Source organism: Pseudomonas sp. YNh, from assembly GCF_037993085.1.
GTDB lineage: Bacteria > Pseudomonadota > Gammaproteobacteria > Pseudomonadales > Pseudomonadaceae > Aquipseudomonas > Aquipseudomonas putida.
The window spans coordinates 154,623-180,256 of record NZ_JBBMRJ010000008.1 but is presented as its reverse complement, the minus strand read 5'-3'; the positions used below and the strand labels follow the sequence as shown (position 1 = coordinate 180,256).

Genomic DNA, 25,634 nt, shown 5'->3' with positions numbered 1-25,634 from the left:
CTCAAGATTGTTGTATCAACACGTTGACCGGAAACTCCGCCAGCACAGCACTCAACATCAACTCCTTGGAAGAGCTGACCGCCGCGCAGGGGAAAAGTCCCGTCGAGTTGGCAGGTGACAAGGCAAACGGCAGTACCAGCCGGGTGTCGTCCCAGTTCTGTGCCGGGATCAACGGTGTAGGGTTGCCACCGAGCAGGGTACTGGCCAGGCGTGGCGCAACGATGACGGCCCGCTCGCCGTCGCCCAACCGGGCAAACGCGATCACCTTGTCAGCGTGTTTGCCCAGCACGGTCAGCGGCAGATAGGCGCCACGGCGGAACAGTTCGGCGTGCGCCTGGCGGCAATCCAGCACCCGGGCGATCAGGGCCTGCTTGATGCGGCCGTCGCGCCAGTGCGCCAGCAGCTCGGCTGGCGGCGTGGCGTCGTCCAGGGTGCGACGCCTCGAAGCGTAGTCCACGGGGCGGCGGTTGTCCGGGTCGACCAGGCTGAAGTCCCAGTACTCGTTGCCCTGGTACAGGTCGGGCACACCGGGTGTGGTCATGCGCAGCAGGGCCTGCACCAAGCCATTGAGGGCGCCGGGGCAGGCGAGCAGTTGCGCGGCATCTGCCACGGATTTGCGCAGTTGCTGGTTCTCGCTGTCCAGCAGCAAGCCTTCGATGTAGCGGGCACAGGCGCCTTCGTAGGCCTCGTTCGGCGCGCTCCAGCTGCTACGCAACTTGGCTTCGCGCAAGGCCTTCTGCTGCCACTGGCGGATACGCTCGGCGTACTGGCGCAGGGCGTTGTCGTCGTGCAGGTCGAGGCCCAGCGGCCAACTGCCAAGCAGGGTTTGCAGCAGCATCAGCTCGTCGCCGGGGCTGGGTGCCAGGCCATCGTCCAGCTGTGCGCGCAGCGGCGCTGCCAGTTCACGCCAGTGTTCCACCCGGCTGGCCAGCCACGGGCCGCGTTCGCTGAGCACGGCCAGGCGCGCGCGGGTGTCTTCCCCGCGCTTGTGGTCATGGGTGGCAGTGGCGAGCAGGTTGTCGGGGAAGTCGCGCAGGCGCCGCTGGGCTTCGTTATGGAAGTGCATGGGAGACGCGCTGAAGTGCTCGGCCTCGAAGCCCACGTCGTTGCGCGACAGCAGCCGGGCGCTGCGGTAGAAGGTGGTGTCTTCCACGGCTTTGGCGGCGCTGGGCGCGGTCAGTTGCTGGAAGCGCACGCAGGCGTGGCGCAGTTGCTTGCGGGCGCGACCCGGTGGCAACTGCCGCCAGGCTTGCCCGCCCAGCCATTGTTCAAGGTGGTCCAGTAACGGCCAATCGGCTTCTCCGAGGTCGTGCCGGGCGTTGGCCAGCGCCTGCTGGAAAAACCCTTCGTCTTCAGCGGGGCGCCCGCAGGCGTTGAAGTAGGTGCGGTACACCGGGTAATGCGCCACCAGTGCCTGCAACGCCCGGCGGATCGCGCCCAGGGTCAGGTCGCGGGTCATCAGGTCGTTGCGCGCAACCTGCAGCAGCGCCTGGGCCACCGATTCGCAGTCACCGGCGAGGCTGGCATTGAGCACAAGGTAACGCGCCTGACGCACTTCTTCAGGGAAGTCCGGCCGTTCGGTGACGTTCGCCCAAAGCTCGCTCAGCGGCGTTTCGCCGGCTGGGTCATGCTGCAGCAGCGAGACCTGGTTCATGAATTCGTAGCCGGTGGTGCCGTCGGTGAGCCAGTCGCGGTGCAGGTGCTCGCCGGCGCCGAGGATTTTTTCCACATAGATCGGGAAGTGCTCCAGGGCCGCCCGCAAAGGCCGCTGCGCCAACAGGCCATCGACCCGACGGCGCAGCTTGCGGCAGTAGCCGCGCGGGTCGGCCAGGCCGTCGATATGGTCGATGCGCAGGCCGTCCACCAGGCCGTGTCCGATCAGCTCGAACAGCTTGGCGTGGGTGGCCTCGAACACCACGGCGCGCTCCACCCTCAGGCCACCCAGCTCGTTGATGTCGAAGAAGCGCCGCCAATTGATGTCGTCGGCAGCGGTTCGCCAACTGGCCAGGCGGTAGGTCTGGCGCTCCAGCAGCAGGTGCAGGCGCTTGAGGCCATTTTCGGCGCGGCTGTCGAATGCCACCAGCGCCGATTCCAGGTCGGCACCTTCGCGCACCAGGCGTGCCAGTTCGGTGTGCAGCGGCAGGGCATCGGCCAGCGGGGTGGTCGATTCGGCCAATGCCGTGAAGTGCTCGGCCAGAGTCTTGAGCGCCGGCTCCGGGCTGAGGGCGAGAATCCAGCCATAGTCGACCGGGCACACCGGGAAGCGGTGATCGTAATGGGCGATTTGCAGCGTGCCGTGCTGCTTGTCGAATTCAAGCGGTATCTCGCCCTTCTTCAGCGCTACGCCATAGTCGCTGCCAAGGAACGGCAGCAGCAGTTGCCCGGCCAGCAGCGGGTCGCTGGAGTGCCACTGTATGTCGAAGAACTCCGCATACGGGCTACGCCGGCCCCAGGCCAGCAGGCTTTGCCACCAGGGGTTGTCGGCACCGCCCACGGCCATGTGGTTGGACACGGTGTCGAGGATCAGCCCCATGCCATGCTGGCGCAGCGCGGCGACCAGCCGCTCCAGTGCCGCCTCGCCGCCCAGTTCGGGGTTGACGCAGGTTGGGTCGACCACATCGTAGCCGTGGCGCGAGCCAGCCCGGGCCTTGAGGATGGGCGAGGCATACAGGTGGCTGATGCCCAATTGGGCGAAGTACGGCACCAGCGGTACGGCGTGATCGAGGGTGAAGTCACTGTGAAACTGCAGGCGCAGGGTCGCGGTCAGCGGCTTCATCGGTCACGCTCCCAAGCCTGTTCGCGGGCCTGGGCCAGCAGCTCCAGGCGCCGCGCGGCATCCTCGTCATCGAGCAGTTCTGTCACCGGCCGGGTGAAGCGCCGCCGCCAGTTGGGGTGCCCGCTGGTCGTGCCCGGCAGGTTGGGCTGCTCGTCGCAGCCCAGCAGGTCTTCGAGCGGTATCAGCACCAAGGGCGCACGGGTATGGCCAACGAAGCGGATGGCCGCATCGATCACCGCGTCGTTGTCCTTCAGTTCACCGTAGTTGGTCTCCAGGGTACGGCGCAGGCCGTCGTGTTCTATCTGGCGGCCTTGGCGCCAGTGCAGTTCGGTGGCAGCGTCGATCAGTTGCAAGCGGTGGCTCCAGTCGATGTCGCGGTTTTCCAGCCAGCCGGCCAGCGGTGCCAGGTCGTGGGTGCCGGTGGTGGCCAGGGCGTTGTCCGGCCAGTCCAGTATCGGTTTGAACTGGCCTGGCTGGGTTTGCTCGAACGGCAGCACGCGCATGCCCAGCACGGCCTTCTCGGCCAGTGTTTCGCGCAGGCCGTCGGGCACGGTGCCCAGGTCTTCACCGAGAATGATCGCCTGGTGGCGCACCGACTCCAGCGCCAGCAGGCGCAACAGGTCGTCCACCGGGTAATTGAGGTAAGCGCCTTCGCTGGGCTTGGCCCCCTGCGGGATCAGCCATAGCCGGCGCAGGCCCATCACATGGTCGATGCGCAAGCCACCGGCATGGGCCAGATTGGCCCGCAGCATCTCGATGAAGGCGCGGTAGCCGTTGCGCTTGAGGCCTTCGGGCGAGAACGCACAGATGCCCCAGTCCTGACCGGCGCGGTTGAGGATGTCGGGTGGCGCGCCTACTTTCAGGCCCGCCAGCAATTCGTCCTGGCGGCTCCAGGCCTGGCTGCCGGCACCGTCGGCACCCACCGCCAGGTCGGCGATCAGGCCCACTGCCATGCCGTTGCCGCGGGCTGCTTCCTGGGCACGTTGCAGGCCGCGCTCGGTCAGCCATTGGCAGAAGGCATGGAACTCGACCTTGGCCGGGTAGGCGTTGGCAAAGGCTTCAACTTCCGGGTGGTAGGGGTCGTGCCAGGCCTTGGGCCAGTTGCGCCAGTCGGCACCCAGGCCGTGCTCCACCGCCTGGGCTTGCAGCACCTCGAAGCGGCAGTGGTGCTCCAGCGCCTGGCCGCCCGCTTCGCGGAAGCTGTCAAAATCGCTGCGCAGCGGGTGGTCACCCTGGCTGAAACTCTGGTACAGCGCTTCAAGCAGGCGCAGGCGGGCGCTGGCGGCGCGTGGCCAGTCGACCAGCGGGCGTTGCTCAAGTTCTTCCAGTTGTTGCTCCAGCCCGCAGGCTTCGATGGCCATGCGCACCTCCCGTTCGCCCAGCAGGGCGGCGGGGCTGGCGTACAGGGTGTTGAGCAACAGGCGGCTGGAGGGCGAGTAGGGGCTGTAGTGCTCCTGGTCGATGGCCGACAGTGTATGGATGGGGCTGATGGCCAAGGCATCGGCACCGCGCTCGGCAGCCGAGCGGGCCAGCTGCTCCAGCGCCAGGCAGTCGCCGTAGCCGCCGTCGCCGGGGCGGCGCAGGCTGTACAGCTGAACGGCCAGGCCCCAACAGCGTGGTGGTGGCTGTTGCACCGTGTCTTCGAGGCTGTGGCAGCGGGGCGGGGCCACGGCCACGGTGAAGTGGCGGCTGTCGATTTCCACCTGGTGGTAGCCGATTGGCAGCTCACCGGGCAGGCGTGCCTGGTCGTCAAGTTTCAGGGTGAGTGAGGCGTGGTCTTCCAGGGTGCAGTGGGCGACGCTGGCGGCGCTGAAGTAACGCGCCAGCGCCAAGGGCTTGCCCAGGTCTGCGGTCAGCAGGGGCGGCAGGTGTTCGCTGTCTTCGGCGGCTTCCACCGTGCGCAGGCTGATGGCGATGGCGTCGTCGTCAGCGGCAGCGTGGCCCAGGCCTTCAAGAATGGTGCGCAGCACCTCGTCACTGACGCGCTGGGGTCGGGCATTGGCGTCGATCCAGTCGCGGCTCAACCCGACGCGGTTTGCCAAGCGGTGCAGGGCGGTTTCGCTCATGGGCGCTCCTGGTCAGGGGGAAGCAGGCTGACCACGCAGCTGTACGCGGCCATTTGGGTATCTGGGTGTCGGGTGTCGCTGCTGTCGAATAGCCGTGTGGCGGCAGCGGGCAGCTCGACCGCCTGCTCAGTTGCCGCCAGGTTCAGGTCGATGCGCAGGGTATTGCCATCGCCCAGCCGCCAGCGTGCGGTCAGCGCTTTGTCGCCATGCACCTCGGCGCCCAGTGAGCGGCTGCCCGGCAGGTGCGGGATGACGTGGCGGCGGCGCAGTTCGAGCAGTTGCTGGTACAGGCCGTGCCAGCCGGCGATCACTTCCTTGTTTTGCGGGCGTGAAGATTCAAAGGTCTGTTCGGCGTTGGGGTCGGGAATGTGCTCACGCTGCTCGGGGTCGGCGAACGCAGTGAAGTGGGCGAACTCGCCACGGCGGCCTTCGCGTACGGCGTCGGCCAACTGGTCATGGAAGTCGGTAAAGAACAGGAACGGCCGGCAACTGCCGTCGTCGTCGCCCATGAACAGCAGCGGAATCATGGGGGCCAATAGCAGCAGGCCGGTGGCCGCACGCAGCGCTGGCGGCGGGCACAGGCGGGTCAGGCGTTCGCCAAGCGCGCGGTTGCCGACCTGGTCGTGGTTTTGCAAGAACAACACAAAGGCGCTGGGCTCCAGGTGCCCGCTGGGTTCACCGCGGGGCGTGCCGTGGCGGTTTGCCTGGCCCTGGAACACGAAGCCTTCAGAAAGGCAGCGTGCCAGCTGGTCGATGGGGCGCTTCTGGTAGTCGGCGTAGTAGCCTTCGGTTTCGCCGGTCAGCAGCACATGCAGGGCATTGTGGCCGTCGTCGTTCCACTGGGCGTCAAAGCCCTGTTCCAGCAGGCCGGCCTGATTGTGCTCGTTCTCCAGCACCAGCCACACATGCCGGCCCGGCTCTACGGCGGCGCGTACGCGCTGCGCCAGCTCGATCAGGAAATCGGGCTGGTCGATGGCATGTACGGCATCCAGGCGCAGGCCGTCGCAGCGGTAGTCGCACAGCCACATGAGGGCATTCTGGATGAAGTACTCACGCACTTGCGGGCGGCGGAAATCGATGGCCGCGCCCCAGGGCGTCTGCCGGTCTTCGCGGAAGAACGGGCTGGCGTACTGGTGCAGGTAATTGCCGTCGGGGCCGAAGTGGTTGTAGACCACATCCACCAGCACCATCAGCCCTTCGCCGTGGGCCTGGTCGACCAGCGCGCACAGCTGCTCGGGGCTGCCATAGGTGTTCTGCGGTGCGTAGGGCAGCACGCCGTCGTAGCCCCAGTTGCGCTCGCCGGGGAACTGCCCCAGTGGCATCAGCTCGACGGCACTGATGCCCAGCTCGGCCAGGCGCGGCAGCTGCCGGGCAACCCCGGCGTAGCCATCGAGTAAACCGACATGCAGCTCCTGGATCACTGCTTCGTGCCAAGGCCGGCCTTGCCAAGGGTGTTGCCACTGGTAACCGGCCACATCCACCACCTGGCTCGGGCCTTTTACGCCCTCAGGCTGGTAGCGGGAGGCCGGGTCCGCCACTTGCAGCTCACCGTCGATACGGTAGTGGTACCGGTCACCGGCCTGGCACTGAGCCACACCGGTGTACCAGCCATCGTCGTCGGGCAGCAGCTCGATGGCCGGCTGTTGCTCCAGTTCTACGCTCACGCTGCGCGCATCGGGTGCCCAGAGGGCGAAGCGCGCCGACGTGGCGTCCAGTAAGTGTGCGCCATGCCTGTGCATCTTCCAGCCCCCGCTCAGTAGTGGCTCAGTTGTGCCTGCTTGACCAGGTCCTCGTAGAGGCGGGCGTAGGGTTCCACCGCCTGGCACCAGTTGAATGGCTGGGTCATCGACAGGCAGCGCATGGCGTTCAGCAAATCCTTTTTACCGTATACATAGAAGGCGCGGCTGAGTGCCTGGCGGTAGCTCTCGACGGTGGACTCATTGAACAGGAAGCCCGTGACGCCGCACTCGATGGTGTCGGCCAGGCCGCCAGTGTTGCGCGCTACCGGCAGCGAGCCGAAGCGTTGCGCGTACATCTGGCTGAGGCCGCAAGGCTCGTAGCGCGATGGCATCAGCAAGAAGTCGCTGCCGGCAAACATGCGCCGGGCGTCGGTTTCGTTGAAGCCGATGCGCACCCCGATGCGGCCAGGGTGGCGCAGCGCCAGCTCGCGCATGGCCTGTTCTTCTTCCGGCTCGCCACGGCCGATGATCGCAATCTGCCCGCCTTGTTCGACGATGTAGTCGGCCACACCCAAGGTCAGGTCCAGGCCCTTCTGGTACACCAACCGTGATACCACGGCGAACAGCGGTCCGTCAGAATCCTCCAGACCGAACAGAGCGCGTACCTCCTGAGTGTTGCGCGCCTTGCCTTCCCAGTCGTTGATGCTGAAGTTGTGCTGCAGGTGCTTGTCGGTGGCCGAGTCCCAGCTTTCATCGATGCCGTTGGGGATGCCACCAAGCAGGCCTTGCTGGGCTTTGCTGGCGAGGAAACCGTCCAGGCCGCAACCGAATTCCGGGGTGGTGATTTCCCGGGCATAGGTGGCGCTGACCGTGGTGATGTGGCTGGAATACGCCAAGCCCGCCTTGAGGAACGACAGCTTGCCGTAGAACTCCATGCCTTCCTGCTGCATGGCGTGGTCGGGAATCGCCAGCTCCGGGCTGCAACCACGGCTGTACACACCCTGGTAGGCCAGGTTGTGGATGGTGAACAGGGTCGGCGTATTCAGCCCGCGCCAGTGCATATAGGCCGGGGCCAGGCCGGCGGGCCAGTCATGCGCGTGCACCACTTCCGGCGTCCAGTGGATCTTGCCTTCGCCCGCAGCAATCTCGGCGGCAGCCAGGCCCAGGCGGGCAAAGCGGATGTGGTTGTCGGGCCAGTCGCGGCCATTGTTGGCACCATAGGGGGTGCCATCGCGCTGATACAGTTCGGGGCAGATCAGCACATAGATGACCAGGCCGTCGGCCATGTCCATGCGCCCGATCTTGCACGGCGGCAGGGCCGCGTGGCCGCCCAGTTCACCGACGATGTGGATCGGGTTGTCGCTCTCCATCACCTGGGGGTACCCCGGGATCAGCACCCGTACATCGTGCAGGTGCGCCAGGGCTCGGGGCAGGGCGGCGGACACGTCACCCAGGCCTCCGGTCTTGACCAGGTCTGCGATTTCCGAGGTGACGAACAGAATCTTGCGCATGTTCGGGTTTTGCTGGCGCTGCGCGCCGGGTGCCTTGCCTGTCGTGGCGAAATCCGGGGTAAGCGGCTCGCGGTTGTCCGGTTTGAATGAATCTACGTGAGGCTCGACAGCGGCACTGATCATACTTCTCTCCGTCCCTATGCTTGGCCGGGTGCTGGCACCCGTGGCGATGTTTCGTGTTGGTTCTCTCTGGTTCTGAATACTGCGTAGTGCGTTCCATGCCCCAGGTTCGTGCGCGCAGGCACAACGCGATCAGCACTCCGGCCGAAGGCGATTGGACTGGTTGGGATGGGTGGGCCGAGCCAGGGAATGTCCCCTGCGTTTGGCCTACTTAGTTCCTGACCTGCCCGCTTTCCTGAAAGTTCGACTTTTTTACGTCACTCTTCCATTGAGCAAATGGCGGGCCGAAAACCGAGTGTAGGAGAGAAAGTGATAAAAAGGTGACCCACTGGTCACTATTGTTATGTGCGGAATAGACGCAAACGTTGGCGTTTGTGACCGGTCATGAAACGGGGTGGGCGAAGGTAGGGCGGGGGTGTTTGGAGGGTGCGCCGAATTGTGGCTGGAGTGGGCTGGCGCACCATAATGGGGCGCTGCAAGTGTGTTTGCTTTTTCGCAAGGGGCAGCAGCGTGGGAGCCCTAGAAGCCCCCACTGAGAGGAAGGGTCAGAGATTGACGGCCTTGCCGTCGGTACGCGCCTGCGCCAGCAGCAGGTTCAACTGGGCGACCTGTTGGCGCAGCTGGTCACGTTCGTCTTTCAGTTTACGCAGCTCATCACGGCGCACGGAGACATAAAGTGTCTGGGTTGGGGTTGCAGGCATCAAGGTACCCATGAGCACACCTCGCGGTTTTGGCTGGTGACAAGTCAAAGCGTAGACGCTTCACGCGGGGCGCATTCTGAATTCTTTTGCAGTTGGTGGGAACTTTTTTGTTTATCGTGGTCTTGCCGTTCGTCGCTGAACCCTCGGGCGGCATGCTGGACTAATCTGAAACGCTGGACTGTGTTGTCATCCATTTCGTAAGGGAGCATCGGCTCATGCAATTGGGAATCGTCGGGCTGGGCCGCATGGGCGGCAATATCGCAAGGCGCCTGATGCGCGCCGGCCACCGCACCGTGGTGCACGACCGCAACCGCGAGGCCATTACCGGGCTTGAGGGCGAGGGTGCCCAAGGCGCGCACGACCTTGGTGCGCTGGTACAAAAGCTGAAAGCCCCACGCGCAGTGTGGGTGATGCTGCCGGCCGGCGAGCCAACCGAGCAGACCATCGCGCAGTTGGCTGACCTGCTGGAACCGGGCGATGCGATCATCGACGGCGGCAATACCTTCTACAAGGACGACATGCGCCGCGCTGCCGAGCTGGCAAAGCGCGGCCTGCATTACCTGGACGTCGGCACTTCTGGCGGCGTATGGGGCCTGGACCGTGGCTACTGCATGATGATCGGCGGCGAAAAGGACGTGTTCGAGCGCCTGGAGCCACTGTTCAAGGCGCTGGCCCCGGGCGTGGGGGACATCCCGCGTACTCATGGCCGCAGCGGGGAGCATCAGCGCGCCGAGCACGGCTATATCCACGCGGGCCCACCCGGCGCCGGGCACTACGTGAAAATGGTGCATAACGGTATCGAGTACGGCCTCATGCAGGCCTATGCCGAAGGCTTCGACCTGCTGCGCAGCAAAGGTGGCAACGAGCTACCGCAAGACCAGCGCTTTGACCTGAACGTGGCCGAGATCGCCGAGGTGTGGCGGCGTGGCAGCGTGGTAACCTCATGGCTGCTCGACCTCACCGCCGATGCCTTGGTGGCCGACCCGCAGCTGTCACAGTTCAGTGGCTCGGTATCCGACAGTGGCGAAGGCCGCTGGACCATCGATGCCGCCGTCGAGCAGGCGGTGCCGGTGCCGGTGTTGTCCAGCGCACTGTTTGCGCGCTTCCGCTCGCGCCAGCAGCAGGGCACGTATGGTGACAAGATCCTTTCGGCCATGCGCCTGGGCTTCGGTGGCCACGTCGAGAAGAAAGGCGAATGACCAAACAGACCATTCCAGCCGCTCCTCCCTGTACCCTGTTCCTGTTTGGTGCCAATGGCGACCTGGTCAAGCGCCTGCTGATGCCGGCGCTGTACAACCTCAGCCGCGACGGTTTGCTGGACCGCAACCTGCGCATCGTTGGCGTGGACCACAACCCGGCCAGCGCCGAGGAATTTGCAGAGCGCCTGCATGCGTTCATGCTCGAGCGGGATAAAGGCGGCGAGGGCAGCGCCAAGTGTCTGGACGAAAAGCTCTGGGCACGCCTGGCCAAACGCCTGGATTACCAGACGGGCGATTTCCTCGACCCGGCCACTTACCAGGCCCTCGCCAAGCGCATCGACAAAACCAGCCACGGCAATGCCATCTTCTACCTGGCCACCTCGCCGCGTTTCTTCCCCGAGGTGGCGCAGCGCCTGGGGCAGGCCGGCTTGCTCGACGAGTCTGGCGGCGGCTTTCGCCGCGTGGTGGTCGAGAAGCCATTCGGTACCGACCTGGCCAGCGCCGAGGCGCTCAACGCCTGCCTGTTGAAAGTGATGGGCGAACGGCAGATCTACCGTATCGACCATTACCTGGGCAAAGAGACGGTGCAGAACATTCTGGTCAGCCGCTTCTCCAACGGCCTGTTCGAATCGTTCTGGAACAACCACTACATCGACCACGTGCAGATCACCGCTGCGGAAACGGTCGGCGTCGAAACCCGTGGTGCGTTCTACGACAGCACCGGGGCCCTGCGCGACATGGTTCCCAACCACCTGTTCCAGTTGCTGGCGATGGTGGCCATGGAGCCGCCGGCTGCGTTCGGGGCTGACGCGGTGCGCGGCGAAAAGGCCAAGGTGGTCGGTGCTATTCGCCCATGGTCGGCGAAAATGGCCCTGAAGAACTCGGTACGCGGCCAGTACAGTGCCGGCAAGCAGGGGCGCAAGCAGCTGCCCGGTTACCGGCAGGAGCCCAATGTCGCGCCTGACAGCCAGACCGAAACCTACGTGGCGCTGAAGGTGATGATCGACAACTGGCGCTGGGCCGGCGTGCCGTTCTACTTGCGCACCGGCAAGCGCATGAGCGTGCGCGACACCGAAATTGCCATTTGCTTCAAGCCCGCGCCGTATGCGCAGTTCCGCGAGTCGGAGCTGGAGCGGCCCAAGCCCAACTACCTGAAAATCCAGATTCAGCCCAACGAAGGCATGTGGTTCGACCTGCAGGCCAAACGGCCAGGGCCGGAGCTGGTGATGGAGAATGTGGAGCTGGGCTTTGCCTATAAAGACTTCTTCAAGATGACCCCGGCGACCGGCTACGAGACGCTGATTTACGACTGCCTGACCGGTGACCAGACCCTGTTCCAGCGGGCTGACAACATCGAGAACGGCTGGCGAGCGGTGCAGCCGTTTCTCGATGCCTGGGCCCAGGATGGCGAGGTGCATCAGTACCCGGCCGGTGAAGACGGGCCTGACGCTGGCAATGAATTGCTGACCCGCGACAAGCGCGAGTGGCACCGCTTGGGCTGATGCTTTTGTAAAGCCAGTGCCGGCCCTTTCGCGGCTAAAGCCGCTCCCACAGGTATCGCATCAGGCCTGAGGGAAATGGTATCCCTGTGGGAGCGGCTTTAGCCGCGAAAGGGCCGGCACTGGCGATCACATCAAGGAGACCTAATGCCCGCCCATATCGAAGACTACGCCCTGCTGGGCAACTGCCGCAGCGCCTCCCTGGTCAGCCGCGATGGCTCGCTCGACTGGCTCTGCCTGCCACGCTTCGACGCCCCCGCCGTGTTTGCGGCCCTGCTGGGCAACGAAGAAAACGGCCGCTGGCGCGTGGCCCCCTGCGACCCCGTCGAGCACAGCAGCCGCCAATATCTGGACGACACCCTCGTGCTGGAAACCATCTGGGTCACTGCCACCGGCCGTGCCCGGGTGCTCGACTTCATGCCGCTGGGCGACGTCAATTCGGTGGTGCGGATCGTCGAGGGTCTGAGTGGCGAAACCAATTTTGAAATGGACCTGGTCATGCGCTTCGACTACGGTCGCAGTGTGCCGTGGGTGGAACGGCTCGCCCCACTGACCCTCAGCGCCGTTGCCGGCCCTGACCGGCTGATCCTGTGCAGCACCGTCCCCCCGCATGCACTCGACCACCATACCGTCGCGCGCTTTCGTGTTGGCACGGGCGAGCGCCAAATCTTCAGCCTGCGTCACCAACCCTCGCACCTGCCAGTGCAGCCCGACTGCGATATCGACCAGGCTTTTGCCCAAACCGTCGAGCAGTGGCAGGCCTTCGCCACCCGCTGCCCGCAGGTAGGGCCATACACCGCCCTGGTGCGCCGCTCGTTGCTCACCCTCAAGGCAATGACTTACGCCCCCACGGGTGGCATCGTCGCCGCCGTCACCACCTCGCTGCCTGAGCGGGTGGGTGGGGAGCGCAACTGGGACTACCGCTTCTGCTGGCTGCGCGACGCCACCATGACCCTGCTGGCGTTCATGAACCTGGGCTACTTCGACGAGGCCCAGGCCTGGCGTGAATGGCTACTGCGCTCAGTGGCCGGCAACCCCGAGCAGATGCAGATCATGTATGGCCTGGCCGGTGAGCGCGACCTGCAGGAATACACCTTGCCGTGGCTGGCCGGATACGAGCATTCGCAACCCGTGCGGGTAGGCAATGCAGCGTCGCAACAGATGCAACTGGACATCTACGGCGAGCTGGCCGATGCCATGGCCCAGGCGATCAAGGGCGGCTTGCCCCGCCACCCGCGCAGCGCCGCCATCTCCCGCCTGATCCTGCCTTACGTCGAACGCATCTGGCGCGAGCCGGACGAAGGCATCTGGGAAGTGCGCGGCGGCCGCCAGCAGTTCGTGCACTCCAAGGTCATGGCCTGGGTTGCCTTCGACCGTGCCGCGGGGCTGGCTGACACCACTGAAGAAGGCCGCGAGCGCGGGCACCATTACCGCCAGGTGGCTGACGAAATCCACCGCGAAGTGTGCAAGCACGGCCTGGACGCCAGCGGCCGGTTTTTCGTCCAGGCCTATGGCTCGACCGAAATGGACGCCAGCCTGCTGCAGATCGCCCTGACCGGCTTCCTGCCGGCTGATGACCCACGCTTCTTGCGCACGCTGGAGCAGATCGAACAGCGCCTGCTGAAGAACGGCCTGCTGATGCGCTACGACAGCGACAGCTGCAGCGACGGCCTGACGCCGGGGGAGGGCACCTTCCTGGTGTGTTCGTTCTGGCTGGCAGACGTTTATGTTTTGCTGGGCCGCCAGGCTGAAGCCGAAGCGCTGTACCAGCACCTGACCGGCCTGAGCAACGACCTCGGCCTGCTGGCCGAGCAATACGACCCGGCCGGCCAGCGCATGCTCGGCAACTTCCCCCAGGCGTTCAGCCATATCGGCATCATCAACACCGCACTCAATCTTCATCGCGCACAGTGCCCGGTGCGTGATCGGGCGAGGTGCGGGTAGCGGATGAACGTAGCAACTGCCTTGCTCAATATCTAGAATCGCGTGAGATCCCTGTGGGAGCGGGTTTACCCGCGAAGAATACAACGCGCAGCATGGCACCGGCTTCGCCGGTGTTCGCGGGTGAACCCGCTCCCACAAGGTGCGCGATAGGCTTGGTACTCCGTCAATTGTGACGCATTGCGTCACATATATTGTCTGTATGAGCGTGATGTGTAGGGTCACACTAGCTGCGTACACCTACTTCGGAGAGCTGTTCATGCCTTTGCACAATCCGCCACATCCTGGCGAAACCTTGCGCGAAGATGTTTTGCCAGCGCTTGGCCTGACGGTAAAAGCCTTCGCGTCGCACCTTGGGTTTTCCCGCGAAGCGCTTTCGCGGGTACTGCATGGCCGCGCGGCACTGTCTCCGGACCTGGCGGTACGCCTGGAGATGGCGGGTATCAGTACCGCCCGCCTTTGGTTGGCCATTCAGGCTGATTACGATATCTGGCAGGCGCGCCACCGCCATCAGCCCGTGATTACCCGGTTGTTTCAGGCCGCCTGATATAAAAGTGTGAACCGAGCGGAGTAGACTAGGCCAAACCCCTTCGGCACGGAGCACACATGGGCATTCGCGGTACTGACCGGCAAATCGACAATATCGAGTTAAGTGACGGCCGGTTGACCGGTGGCTTGGCGGTGTGGGCGGCCCAAGCCTGATGGCCAATCACAAGATCGAAATTCGCCGGCGCAATATCGAGAAAATCTTGCAGGCGGCGGAAAAGGTGTTTGCCGAGAAAGGCTACGGCGCCACCTCCATGGGGGACATCGCCGAGCAGGCCGAATTGCCACGCTCCAACCTGCACTATTACTTCAGCACCAAGGACGAGTTGTTCCGCGCGGTGCTGCAGGACTTGCTGGATGTATGGAAGCAGGACGCACTGTGTTTCGAGAACTTCGACGACCCGCGCGTGGTGCTGACCAGCTACATCAGGGCGAAGATGGGCCATTCGCGCTCGCGGCCCCTGGGCTCGAAGATTTGGGCCGAAGAGATGCTGCACGGGGCGCCGGTGCTTGGGGTGAACCTGGATGACAGCCTGGTGCCTTGGGCGAAATTGAAGGAAGCCAAGATCCGCCGTTGGGTGGAGGAGGGGCGTATTCTGCCGGTAGAGCCGTCGGCATTGCTGTACATGATCTGGGCGTCTACCCAGCACTATGCCGACTTTGGTTACCAGGTGCAGTTGCTCAATGGTGGCGAGATGCTGTCGGACATGGCGTTCGAGAGTGCGGTGCAGACGGTGACCAGCGTGATCTTGAGGGGGATCGGGCTGGAGCCTTGAACCGGCGATGGGGGCCGCTGTGCGGCCCTTCGCGGGCTTGCCCGCTCCCACAGGGGCCGCGCAAAACCTGTGGGAGCGGGCAAGCCCGCGAAGGGCTGCACAGCAGCCCCCATTGCTTCAACTGGCCTCGCGGTAGGGGTTACGCGGGTCCTGTGTCCAGTTCAGGTACGGCTTGCCGGTATCCTGCGCCTGCATCTCGATGCAGTTTTCAACCGGGCAGGTGATCTGACACAGGTTGCAGCCCACGCATTCCTCTTCGATCACGCTGTAGGCATGTGTGCCATCTGCCTTCAGCGTGCTGGCAATGGCCTGGTGCGAGGTATCCTCACAGGCGATGTGGCAGCGCCCACAGCCAATGCACGCCTCCTGATCGATGTGCGCCACCGATTTATAGTTGATGTCCAGGTACTTCCAGTCAGTGGTGTGCCCCACCGCCTGCCCGCGGAACGCTTCGACAGTGTGATGCCCATGCTGGTCCATCCAGCGCGCCAGGCCGTCCTTCATGTCCTCGACAATACGGAACCCGTGCAGCATCGCCGCCGTGCACACCTGCACGGCGCCACTGCCCAGGGCGATGAACTCCGCCGCATCACGCCAGTTGCCGATGCCGCCAATGCCGCAGATCGGCAAGCCGCGTGTTTCCGGGTCGCGGGCAATTTCCGCCACCATGTTCAGGGCAATCGGCTTCACTGCCGAGCCGCAATAACCGCCATGGGTGCTCTGGTCACCGACGATGGGGTGGGCGACCATGCGGTCCAGGTCGACGCTGGTGATGGAGTTGATGGTGTTGATCAACGACACCGCATCGGCCCCGCCGCGGTGCGCAGCGCGAGCCGACTGGCGGATGTCGGTGATGTTCGGCGTGAGCTTGACGATCACCGGCAGCGAGCAGTACGTCTTGCACCAGCGGGTGACCAGCTCCACGTATTCCGGCACCTGGCCGACTGCCGCACCCATGCCACGTTCCGGCATGCCGTGCGGGCAGCCGAAGTTCAGCTCGATGCCATCGGCACCGGTGGCTTCCACCAGCGGCAGGATGAACTTCCAAGAGTCCTCCACGCACGGCACCATCAGCGACACGATCAAGGCTCTGTCGGGCCAGTCTTTCTTCACCTGGGTGATTTCGCGCAGGTTGATTTCCAGCGAACGGTCGGTTATCAGCTCGATATTGTTGATGCCCTGCACCAGGCGGTTGGCGCCGTAGTGCGCCGAATAGCGCGACGACACGTTGACCGCCGCCGGGTCCTCGCCCAGGGTTTTCCAGACCACGCCGCCCCAACCGGCCTCGAAGGCGCGGACCACGTTGTAGGCCTTGTCGGTTGGCGGTGCGGACGCCAGCCAGAACGGGTTGGGTGCCTTGATGCCGGCAAATACGATAGACAAGTCGGCCATTTACGCTGCCTCCACGTTGAGCATGAGTTGGGCATGGATGGCTTCGGCGGCCAGCTTGCCGTGCTGCACGGCCTGGACGGTAAGGTCCTGGCCCAGGGCGGTGCAGTCGCCGCCGGCATACACGCCCGGCAGGCTGGTCTGCAGAGTTTCGTCAACGCGAATGCGCTCACCCTCGCGGGCCAGTTGCGCCGCCACCGGGTCGACGAGGCAGGCATCGTCGAAGCGCTGGCCGATGGCCTTGAAGATGGCATCGGCGGCCAGCTCGAAGGTTTCGCCGGTGTCGCGCAGGCGGCCGTCCGCCAGCTCGGTGCGGGCGAAGCGCATGCCGCGCACCTTGCCGGCGTCGTCCAGCAGCACGGCGTCGGGGCGGGCCCAGGTGTGCAGCCGCACCTGGTTGGCCTTGGCGATGTCCTGCTCGTGGCCGGTGGCGCCCATGTCGGTGTGGCCACGGCGGTACACCAGGTTGACGTCGCGGGCCCCCAGGCGGCTCATCTGCACGGCCATGTCGATGGCGGTATTGCCAGCACCGATCACCAGGCAGCGGTCGGCCAAGGGTAGCTGGCTCAGGTCATCGGCCTGGCGCAACTCGCGGATGTATTCGGTAGCGGCGAGCACGCCCTGGGATTCTTCATCGGGCAGGCCAAGCTGGCGCACGGCGTTCAGACCGAGGCCGAGGAGCACCGCGTCGTACTGATCGCGCAGTTCGCCCAGGCTGAGGTTGCCCCCCAGGCGCTGGCCATGGCGTACTTCGATGCCGCCAATGCCCAGCAGGAACTCCACTTCACGCTGGGCGTAGTCGTCGACCAGCTTGTAGCGGGCGATGCCGTACTCGTTAAGCCCGCCGGCCTTGTCGCAGGCCTCGAACACCACCACGTCATGCCCGTGCATGGCCAGCCGGTGTGCGCAGGACAGCCCGGCAGGGCCGGCGCCGACTACGGCGATGCGTTTGCCGGTAGCCGGTGAGCGCTTGAACGGGTGTTCGGTGAAGTGGGCGTTGTCCAGGGCGTAGCGCTGCAACTGGCCGATCAGTACCGGTGCACACTCCTGCGCGTTGTTGCGCACGCAGGCTTGCTGGCAGAGGATTTCGGTGGGGCAGACGCGGGCGCAACTGCCTCCCAGGATGTTGGCCGAGAGGATGCGCTCGGCGGCGCCCTGCAGGTTTTCGTCGCTGATGCGGTGGATGAATGACGGGATGTCGATGTCGCTGGGGCACGCGTTGACGCAGGGGGCGTCGTAGCAGTACAGGCAGCGCGCGCTTTCGACGGCGGCCTGGCGGGCGGTGAGGGGTGGGGCCAGGTCGCTGAAGCGCTCGGCCAACTGGTCGGCACCGGCCCGGGGGCGCGGCAAGTGGTTCAGGGCGTCGATCACGGTTGTAGCCTCTCTCTTTATTATATTTGGCTTGAAACGGGGGGCGATGTACGCCCCAATCGCCGGCAAGCCAGCTCCCACAGGAATCCCACAGGCCTTGAGAGCTGCGCGGTCGAGGTGGGAGCTGGCTTGCCGGCGATGGGCTGGGCAGCAGCCCCCATGGCCTTAGCGCTGAACGGGCGTCGGGCGCTGCTGTTCGGCGCGTCGCCCCAGCACCTCGTACACCGACGGATACGCCGGCCGTTCCACATACCGCCCCGCACCGGCCTCGGCGCGCAGGTCGCCATCGGCCCAGAGCACCTTGCCCTGGCTGATGGTGTGGCTGGGGATGCCGCGCACCGTGCGGCCTTCGAAGATATTGAAGTCCACCCGCTGGTGGTGGGTCTGGGCCGAGATGGTGCGGGTGCCTTGCGGGTCCCACAGCACCAGGTCGGCGTCGGCACCCACGCGGATGGCGCCCTTGCGCGGGAACAAATTGAAGATTTTTGCCGTGTTGGTTGAGGTCAGCGCCACGAACTCATGCATCGACAGGCGCCCGCTGTTGACCCCGGCATCCCACAGCACCGCCATGCGGTCTTCGATGCCGGCAGTGCCGTTGGGGATGCGGCTGAAGTCGTCGCGGCCCATGGCTTTCTGCTCGGCGCAGAAGCAGCAGTGGTCGGTGGCCGTGGTGTGCAGGTTGCCCGATTGCAGGCCGCGCCACAGCGCCTCCTGGTGCTCACGCGGGCGGAAGGGCGGGCTCATCACGTAGCCGGCGGCAGTGGCCCAGTCCGGGTCACGGTAGACGCTGTCGTCCAGCAGCAGGTGGCCGGGCAGGACTTCGCCGTACACCGGCTGGCCCTTGGCGCGCGCATAGGTGATTTCATCCAGCGCTTCACGGCTGGAAATGTGCACCACATACAGCGGCGTACCAATGGTTTCGGCAATGCGGATGGCGCGGCTGGCCGCTTCACCTTCCACTTGCGAAGGGCGCGAAAGCGGGTGTGCCTCTGGCCCGGTCAGGCCCTGGGCCAGCAGTTTTTTCTGCAGGTGGTAAACCAGCTCGCCGTTCTCGGCATGCACGGTGGGCACCGCGCCCAGTTGCAGGCAGCGCTCGAAGCTGGCCACCAAGGTGTCGTCGGCGGCCATGATCGCATTCTTGTAGGCCATGAAGTGCTTGAAGCTGTTCACTCCATGCCTGGTCACCAGTTCGCCCATCTCCTCAGCTACCTGCTCGCTCCACCAGGTGATGGCCACATGGAAGCCGTAGTCGCTGGCGCTCTTTTGCGCCCAGCCGCGCCAGGTGTGGAAGGCCTCCAGCAGCGACTGCTGCGGGTTGGGGATGACGAAGTCGATGATCGACGTGGTGCCACCGGCCAGGCCCGCAGCGGTGCCACTGAAGAAATCCTCGCTGGCCACCGTGCCCATGAATGGCAACTGCATGTGGGTATGCGGGTCGATGCCGCCGGGCATCAGGTACTGGCCGCTGCCGTCGAGGATCTCGCAGTCGGTGGGCGGTTCGAGGTTTGGCCCGATGGCACGGATCAGGCCATCGGCACACAAGACATCGGCGGGGTAACTCTCTTCGTGGGTAACCACGATGGCGCCACGGATCAACAGGGACATGCCGTTTTCCTCGCAGGCTGACCGGTCTGGGCCGGTTCTTGGAATTGTTTCGGGTGCAGGCCAGGCAGGGTGGTTAATCCTGTCAGTCCTGACAAGATTCGAGGCTAGATGCTGATCTGGGAATCTTCAAGAAAATTTTCCTATAAATTTTATGGTTTTTAACTATCTGATATTTAAGGATTAATTTTTAAAGACCCGCTGACTTCGGGCCTTTCAGGGGTTGTTGACTGACTTGACAAGATGGAATTCTGGTCAAGATTTCTAAGCACAAATACGCGTGTGTACTCCGGCCATCGAATTAGCCCGATGAGCAAACAACTACAAGAAAATCTGGAGAAGGGCCCATGCAACAGAGCAGATCGGAAGTGGTCGAGCAGGATGGCCTGTTTGAGCTGTCCGAGGGCAGTGATGTCCTCGACAGCCCGCGCTACAACCACGACATCGCACCGACCAAGGTGCACCAGCGCACCTGGAACAAATGGCACATCACCGCCTTGTGGGTGGGCATGTCCATCTGCGTACCCACCTACACCCTGGGCGGCGTGCTCACCGCCTACTTCGGCCTCAGTGTCGGCGAAGCGCTGCTGGCGATCTTGCTGGCCAACGTGATCGTGCTGATCCCGCTTACCCTCAACGCTTTCCCCGGCACCAAGTACGGCATCCCGTTCCCGGTGCTGCTGCGCTCGTCGTTCGGCATCCTCGGCTCCAACGTACCGTGCCTGATCCGCGCCGTGGTTGCCTGTGGCTGGTTTGGCATCCAGACCATGTTCGGCGGGCTGGCCATTCACCTGTTCCTTGGCTCGGTGTTCGATGGCTGGAAGGCCTTGGCCGGCACGGGCGAGGTGATTGGTTTCATGATTTTCTGGTGCCTGAACCTTTGGGTGGTGCTGCGCGGCGCCGAGTCGATCAAGTGGCTGGAAACGCTGTCGGCACCGCTGCTGGTGGCGGTGGGCGTCGGCCTGCTGTTCTGGGCCTTGCCACACATGTCGATGACCGAACTGCTGGCGCAACCACCCAAGCGCCCGGAAGGGGCGAGCGTGGTCGGTTACTTCTGCGCAGGGCTTACGGCCATGGTCGGCTTCTGGGCCACCTTGTCGCTGAACATTCCCGACTTCAGCCGCTACGCCCGCAGCCAGAAGGACCAGATTCTCGGGCAGATCTTTGGCCTGCCGCTGACCATGTTCCTGTTCGCTTCGCTGGGTGTGGTGCTGACCGCCGCCTCGGCGTCGCTGGTGGGTGAGACGGTGTCCGACCCGGTCAGCCTGATCGGCAGGATCCACAGCCCGTTCTGGGTAGCCCTGGCCATGGCATTGATCGTGATTGCCACCCTGTCGACCAATACGGCGGCGAACATCGTGTCGCCGACCAACGACTTCCAGAACATCGCCCCACGCCTGATCGGGCGCACCCGCGCGGTATGGCTGACCGGCTTTATCGGCCTGGTGCTGATGGGCCATGAGCTGCTGAAGAAGCTGGGCCTGATCGTCTCCGACCTGAGCCTGGAGAGCGTGTATTCCAACTGGCTGCTGGGCTATTCCAGCCTGCTCGGGCCGATTGCCGGGATCATGGTAGTGGACTACTTCCTGATCCGTCGGCAGCAGCTGGACCTGGCCGGGTTGTACCGCGACGACGTTTACCCGGCGTGGAACTGGCCCGGGTTTGCCGCCTTCGGCTTGCCGGTGGCGCTGACGGTCATGGCGATTGGCAACAGCAGTTTCAGCTGGTTCTACGACTACGGCTGGTTTACCGGCTCGCTGCTGGGCGGCGCGCTGTACTACGTATTCGCCAGCTTGGCGGTGGGCGCGGGTTCACCCGCGAAGAGGCCCGCACCGACAACAAAAAAAGCCTGAAGGAGAAACCCGTGACCCCAGTCAAAGAGATCCTCAAGACCACCGCTCGGCATGTCGACAGCAACCGCCTGTGGCAATCGCTGATGGACCTGGCCCGCCTCGGTGCCACCGCCAAGGGCGGCGTCTGTCGCCTGGCCCTGACCGACCTCGACCGCCAGGCCCGCGACCTGTTCGTGCAGTGGTGCGAAGCTGCCGGTTGTACGGTCAGCATCGACGCCGTCGGCAACATCTTCGCCCGCCGCCCGGGGCGTAACCCCAAGCTGCCCCCGGTGATGACCGGCAGCCATATCGACACCCAGCCCACGGGCGGCAAGTTCGATGGCTGCTTCGGGGTGATGGCCGGGCTGGAGGTGATACGTACCCTGAACGACCTGGGCGTAGAAACCGAAGCCCCGCTGGAAGTGGTGGTGTGGACCAACGAAGAAGGCTCGCGCTTTGCACCGTGCATGATGGGTTCAGGGGTATTCGCCGGCAAGTTCACCCTGGAGGAAACCCTGGCCAAGCGTGATGCCCAGGGCGTCAGCGTTGGCGAAGCCTTGAACGCTATCGGCTATGCGGGCCCGCGCGCGGTGCTGGGTCACCCGGTCGGGGCCTATTTCGAGGCCCATATCGAACAGGGCCCGATCCTTGAGGACCAGGCCAAGACCATCGGCGTGGTGCTCGGGGCGCTGGGACAGAAGTGGTTCGACCTGACCCTGCGCGGTGTCGAAGCCCACGCGGGGCCGACACCCATGCACCTGCGCAAGGACGCCCTGGTCGGCGCTGCCGCCGTGGTGGAGGCGGTCAACCGTACCGCCCTCGGCCACCAGCCCCATGCCTGTGGCACTGTGGGTTGCCTGCAGGCGTACCCAGGCTCGCGTAACGTGATCCCGGGTGAGGTGCGCATGACCTTGGACTTCCGCCATTTGGAGGGCGAGCAACTGAATGCGATGATCGCCGAGGTGCGCGGGGTGATCGAGGCAACCTGTGCCAAGCATGGCTTGAGCCACGAACTGGTGCCTACGGCCAACTTCCCGGCGTTGTACTTCGACAAAGGCTGTGTCGATGCCGTGCGCGCCTCGGCGCAGGCGCTGGGGTTGCCGCACATGGACATCGTCAGCGGTGCGGGGCATGACGCGATCTTCCTGGCCGAACTAGGGCCAGCGGGGATGATTTTCGTGCCCTGCGAAAACGGCATCAGCCACAACGAAATCGAGAACGCCACGCCCGATGACCTGGCGGCGGGCTGCGCAGTGTTGCTGCGGGCGATGCTGGAGGCGTCGGAAGCGATTGCCAGCGGGCGCTTGGCGGCCTAGCCAGAGATCGGTGTTGCCTGCACGGGCCCTATCGCCGGCAAGCCAGCTCCCACAGGTACAGCGCCGCCCTCAGGCCCGGTGATACCCCTGTGGGCGCTGGCTTGCCGGCGATCAGGCCGGAACAGGCAATGAAAGGCTCGCCAGAAACGCCGCGATCTGCCGCTCACCACGCAGATGCACAACCGGCACCTGCGGCCCGATTGCCTGGCGGTTTGCTTCGATACCTGGGCGATAGCCCCGGTCGAACGTCCACACAAACTTCAGGAAGGTCAGAAACGCCCGGTCCAGCCGCTCTGTGCACCCGGCCGGCAGGTCTGGCCGTGGCTTGTTCATCACACTGCGCAGGATGACCCGCTTCAGGCATGTCAGCCGCGGTGTATCCAGCCAGATGACCAGGTCGGCCCGTGGCAAGCGCAGGTCGAAGGTGCGGCGGCTGTAGTTGCCCTCGCATACCCACGCTTGCCCGCTAACCGCATCGCGTACCCGGCTGCGAAAGGTCTCGGCATCCGGTTCTACCCAACCGGCCTCCCAGAACAACGTGTCGAGGTGTACCACCGACGTCCCAAGGCGGGCGCCGATCTGCCGGGCCAGGGTTGATTTGCCACTGCCGGCGTTGCCCAGAATCACGATGCGTTGCATGGCCAAGTCCTTTTGGAAAACCGGCCATGCTAATTCATCCGGCTGGCTCAAGACAGCCATCACGGCCAATGCGATAGCGCTGCAGGTCCTGCGCCAGGATCAGTTGCCCGTGGTAGTGGGCGAGGGCTTCGTCACGCACGTTGTCGATATTCGGGCTGCGCCGCGGGTCGTTCTGGTAACGGGCGCTGAAGTGCGTCAGCACCAGGTTGCGCACGCCTGCGCTTTCGGCAAAGCGCGCCACCGCCGCCGCGGTACTGTGGCCGAAGGTGACCCCGGTGCGTTCGACCACGGCCTGGGTGAACGTGGCTTCGTGCACCAGCACATCCGCGCCTTGGGCAGCGTCGGCCAGCAGCTCGGGGGTATCGTTGTCGCCGCAGACGATCACCCGCCGCGGTGGCCGGGAAGGGCGCTGGTAGTCGTTGCCGTTCAGCAACTGCTCGCCATACTGTACCGTCAAACCCTTGGCCAGCTCGCCCCACAGCGGGCCACGCGGTATGCCTTCGGCTTCCAGGCGGGGGATGTCCAGGCGCGGTTCGGGGTTGAGTTCGGTGAACACGAACCCGACGCTCGGCACGCGGTGTGACAGCTGAACGGTGGTCACCTGCAGGGTATCGTTGCGCCATTCGACCAACTCTTCCACGGCCAGCAGGCGCAGTTCGAATGGCAGGAAGGTGTCGCTGGCTACCAGGCCCTGGCGTACCCAGTCATGCAGCGCAGCCGGCAGGATCAGCTCCAGCGGTTGGGTACGCCCGCTCATGCCGGCACTGGCCAGCAGGCCGGGCAGGCCGAAGCAATGATCGCCGTGCACGTGGGTGATGAAAATGGCGCGCAGGTCGCGGATCGACAGCGGGGTCCGCAGCAGCTGATGCTGCGTGCCTTCGCCGCAATCGACCAGGTACCAGTGGCTGCCACTGGCTTCGATCAACGCGGTGGCGCTAACATTGCGTGCCTTGGTGGGCACCCCGGCGCAGGTGCCCAGGAACAGCAGGTCCATGTGCAACCTCCTTGATTCAGCCCAGCAGCGGTTTCAGGAAGCTGCGCTCGTAGCTGAGGATGAAGCGTTGCTCTGTAGCTGTGGCTACTGCAGCGACGCATTCCGGGTCGGTTTCGGCCTGCCTGCGGTACTGCTCGTAGGCCGCCAGGCTGGGGAAGCTGAACAGGCAGTACGCGATGTTGTTAGCGCCTTCAGCAGGCAGGAAGTAGCCGTGATGCTGGCCGCCCATGCGCGTGACGAGGCCTATCCACTGGCGTGAATAGGCCTCGAACGCAGGCAGCTGGAAAGGGTCGACGATGTATTTGACGTGGCAGGTGATCAATGTGCTCGCTCCTTCGAGGTATGACGGGCGCACACCTTAGCCGCATTGCCGCCAGCCGTCGACGGCCTGCTAGTCTCCCTGCCGCCATATGAGCTTGCTGGTGTCATACCCTTGCTCCCGGGCGATGGTCAGCAGTTGCTCGCGCTGCTGGTCGGTGACCGCAGGCGTGCGTGAAAGCAGCCACAGGTACTCGCGGTTGGGGTGGCCTACCAACGCCACGCGGTAGTCCTTGTCGTGGTACAGCACCCAGTACTCGCCCTTGGTCAGGCCCGGTGCCAGGCGGCTGAACCAGTTGTCGAAGCGCACCCACAGCTTGTCGGTGCTGCCCGGCTGCTGGGCCTCGGCGATGCCCTTGGCTTCGTTCCACTGGCCGTCCTTTTCCTTGCAGCGGTTGGTCACGTCGATCCGGCCATCCGGGCGCAGGCCATAGTGTGCCTCGGACTGCACGCAGTTGCGCTGGAAGAACATCGGCAGCCGGCCCAGTTCATACCAGGTGCCCTGGTAGCGTTGCAGGTCCACCTGCTGGGTGTGCGGTGGTGCCGGTTGATCGTTGCCGGCGCAGCCGAGCAGCGCCAGGGTCATGCAGGAAAGCAGCAGCGTAGTGCGCAGCGCCATGGTTGACCTCCTTGGAGCGGATAGGGGCTTCCTGTGTTTCGATGCCTGCGCGGGGCAAAAGTTGTATGGGATCACACCACGTCGAATGAACCGGTCTGCACCTGGCCTGCGCGCACGTAGCGGCTGATGATCACACCCTTGGGCGAGACTTGCGACTGCAGCAAGGTAAAGGCCGCTGCTGCTGCGTCATGACCGAACAGGCGTTTGCCGTGGCCGAGTAGCAGCGGGTGGGTCAGCAGTTGCAGTTCATCGACCAGGTCTGCCGCCAGCAGTTGCTGCACCAGGTCGGCGCTGCCCTGGGTCAGCAGGTTGGCGCCGTCCCGTTGCTTGAGCGAGCGTACCGCAGCGGCGATGTCCGTGCCGAGAGCGTGGCTGTTGTGCCAGTCGAGGGTGGCAGGGGTGTGGGTGGCCACATGCTTGGGCACGCTGTTGAACAGGTTGGCGATGGAGAAGTCTTCGGCGTTGTCTTTGATGTTTGGCCAATAGCCGGCAAAAATGTCGTAGGTGCGCCGGCCCAGCAGCAGCTCAAAGGGCTGGCTGAACAATGCCTGCATCGCCTGGCCAAACACTTCCTCGGCGTAGGGCACGATCCAGCCGCCGTAGGCAAAACCGCCGCTGGTGTCTTCCTGCGGGCCGCCGGGAGCTTGCATCACGCCGTCGAGGCTGATGAAGGCGGCTACGATGAGTTTGCGCATGGGGACTCTCCTGTTGGCAGCCCGGTGGCTGCTTTCATGGGTAGT

The 25,634-nt window shown here is 64.6% G+C and carries 20 protein-coding genes; 7 read left to right on the top strand and 13 right to left on the bottom strand.

Annotation, left to right across the window (positions count from 1 at the left end; all coding sequences use genetic code 11):
• Position 1 precedes the first annotated feature (1 nt).
• The 5 genes from WF331_RS11090 to WF331_RS11070 form a co-directional block, all read right to left on the bottom strand.
• A complete protein-coding gene (locus tag WF331_RS11090) occupies positions 2-2,776 on the bottom strand; it encodes a malto-oligosyltrehalose synthase (protein WP_340622897.1) in 2,775 nt (924 codons plus the stop codon).
• Entirely contained in the window at positions 2,773-4,842 is a 2,070-nt protein-coding gene (gene malQ / locus WF331_RS11085) for a 4-alpha-glucanotransferase (RefSeq protein WP_340622896.1), read from the bottom strand. The genes WF331_RS11090 and malQ overlap by 4 nt, the downstream gene beginning before the upstream one ends.
• Entirely contained in the window at positions 4,839-6,581 is a 1,743-nt protein-coding gene (gene treZ, locus WF331_RS11080; RefSeq protein WP_084967436.1) for a malto-oligosyltrehalose trehalohydrolase, read from the bottom strand. Before treZ ends, malQ begins: the two co-directional genes overlap by 4 nt.
• 14 nt (positions 6,582-6,595) lie before the next feature.
• Positions 6,596-8,155: a glycogen synthase GlgA gene (glgA, locus tag WF331_RS11075; RefSeq protein WP_016498821.1), complete on the bottom strand. Its 1,560-nt coding sequence runs from the start codon at positions 8,153-8,155 to the stop codon at positions 6,596-6,598.
• 542 nt (positions 8,156-8,697) lie between these two features.
• On the bottom strand, positions 8,698-8,865 hold the full coding sequence (locus WF331_RS11070; protein WP_016498822.1) for a DUF6026 family protein: 168 nt from the start codon (positions 8,863-8,865) through the stop codon (positions 8,698-8,700).
• 203 nt (positions 8,866-9,068) lie between these two features.
• On the opposite strand from WF331_RS11070, the gene gnd reads away from it, so the two are divergent.
• The 5 genes from gnd to WF331_RS11045 all read left to right on the top strand — a co-directional run bounded on the left by gnd (position 9,069) and on the right by WF331_RS11045 (position 14,814).
• Positions 9,069-10,052 carry a phosphogluconate dehydrogenase (NAD(+)-dependent, decarboxylating) gene (gnd, locus tag WF331_RS11065; RefSeq protein ID WP_016488154.1) on the top strand — a complete coding sequence of 328 codons (984 nt, stop codon included), beginning with the start codon at positions 9,069-9,071 and terminating at the stop codon, positions 10,050-10,052.
• Positions 10,049-11,554, top strand: coding sequence for a glucose-6-phosphate dehydrogenase (gene zwf, locus WF331_RS11060; protein WP_174369994.1), 1,506 nt, complete (start codon positions 10,049-10,051; stop codon positions 11,552-11,554). The genes gnd and zwf overlap by 4 nt, the downstream gene beginning before the upstream one ends.
• Positions 11,555-11,698: 144 nt before the next feature.
• On the top strand, positions 11,699-13,495 hold the full coding sequence (locus WF331_RS11055) for a glycoside hydrolase family 15 protein (protein ID WP_340622895.1): 1,797 nt from the start codon (positions 11,699-11,701) through the stop codon (positions 13,493-13,495).
• A gap of 256 nt (positions 13,496-13,751) precedes the next feature.
• The gene (locus WF331_RS11050; RefSeq protein WP_084967434.1) at positions 13,752-14,039 is read left to right on the top strand and encodes a HigA family addiction module antitoxin; all 288 of its coding nucleotides are present in this window, start codon (positions 13,752-13,754) and stop codon (positions 14,037-14,039) included.
• 154 nt (positions 14,040-14,193) lie between these two features.
• Positions 14,194-14,814: a TetR/AcrR family transcriptional regulator gene (locus WF331_RS11045; RefSeq protein WP_026034333.1), complete on the top strand. Its 621-nt coding sequence runs from the start codon at positions 14,194-14,196 to the stop codon at positions 14,812-14,814.
• Positions 14,815-14,931: 117 nt separating this feature from the next.
• Here WF331_RS11045 and preA read toward each other — a convergent pair whose 3' ends face one another.
• From preA to hydA, 3 genes are all read right to left on the bottom strand, one after another.
• On the bottom strand, positions 14,932-16,206 hold the full coding sequence (gene preA / locus WF331_RS11040) for an NAD-dependent dihydropyrimidine dehydrogenase subunit PreA (RefSeq protein ID WP_049274900.1): 1,275 nt from the start codon (positions 16,204-16,206) through the stop codon (positions 14,932-14,934).
• Entirely contained in the window at positions 16,207-17,574 is a 1,368-nt protein-coding gene (locus tag WF331_RS11035) for an NAD(P)-dependent oxidoreductase (protein ID WP_340622894.1), read from the bottom strand.
• Positions 17,575-17,739: 165 nt separating this feature from the next.
• Positions 17,740-19,179, bottom strand: a complete 1,440-nt coding sequence (gene hydA, locus WF331_RS11030) for a dihydropyrimidinase (RefSeq protein ID WP_340622893.1) — start codon at positions 19,177-19,179, stop codon at positions 17,740-17,742.
• 344 nt (positions 19,180-19,523) lie between these two features.
• Here hydA and WF331_RS11025 point away from each other — a divergent pair, with 344 nt between their 5' ends.
• Positions 19,524-21,029 carry an NCS1 family nucleobase:cation symporter-1 gene (locus WF331_RS11025; RefSeq protein ID WP_059395767.1) on the top strand — a complete coding sequence of 502 codons (1,506 nt, stop codon included), beginning with the start codon at positions 19,524-19,526 and terminating at the stop codon, positions 21,027-21,029.
• An 11-nt stretch (positions 21,030-21,040) separates the two neighbouring features.
• On the top strand, positions 21,041-22,324 hold the full coding sequence (locus tag WF331_RS11020; RefSeq protein ID WP_340622892.1) for a Zn-dependent hydrolase: 1,284 nt from the start codon (positions 21,041-21,043) through the stop codon (positions 22,322-22,324).
• Between the two features lie 111 nt (positions 22,325-22,435).
• Here the strand turns inward: WF331_RS11020 and WF331_RS11015 are convergent, their stop codons facing one another.
• From WF331_RS11015 to WF331_RS10995, 5 genes are all read right to left on the bottom strand, one after another.
• The gene (locus WF331_RS11015; RefSeq protein WP_284364117.1) at positions 22,436-22,963 is read right to left on the bottom strand and encodes an AAA family ATPase; all 528 of its coding nucleotides are present in this window, start codon (positions 22,961-22,963) and stop codon (positions 22,436-22,438) included.
• 34 nt (positions 22,964-22,997) lie between these two features.
• Positions 22,998-23,957 (bottom strand): ribonuclease Z, encoded by a 960-nt coding sequence (locus WF331_RS11010; RefSeq protein WP_016498833.1) that lies wholly within the window; start codon positions 23,955-23,957, stop codon positions 22,998-23,000.
• 16 nt (positions 23,958-23,973) lie between these two features.
• Positions 23,974-24,279: an NIPSNAP family protein gene (locus WF331_RS11005; RefSeq protein ID WP_016498834.1), complete on the bottom strand. Its 306-nt coding sequence runs from the start codon at positions 24,277-24,279 to the stop codon at positions 23,974-23,976.
• Positions 24,280-24,348: 69 nt separating this feature from the next.
• Positions 24,349-24,894 (bottom strand): lipocalin family protein, encoded by a 546-nt coding sequence (locus WF331_RS11000; protein WP_016498835.1) that lies wholly within the window; start codon positions 24,892-24,894, stop codon positions 24,349-24,351.
• 71 nt (positions 24,895-24,965) lie between these two features.
• Entirely contained in the window at positions 24,966-25,589 is a 624-nt protein-coding gene (locus WF331_RS10995) for a dihydrofolate reductase family protein (RefSeq protein ID WP_174370100.1), read from the bottom strand.
• Between the last annotated feature and the right edge of the window lie 45 nt (positions 25,590-25,634).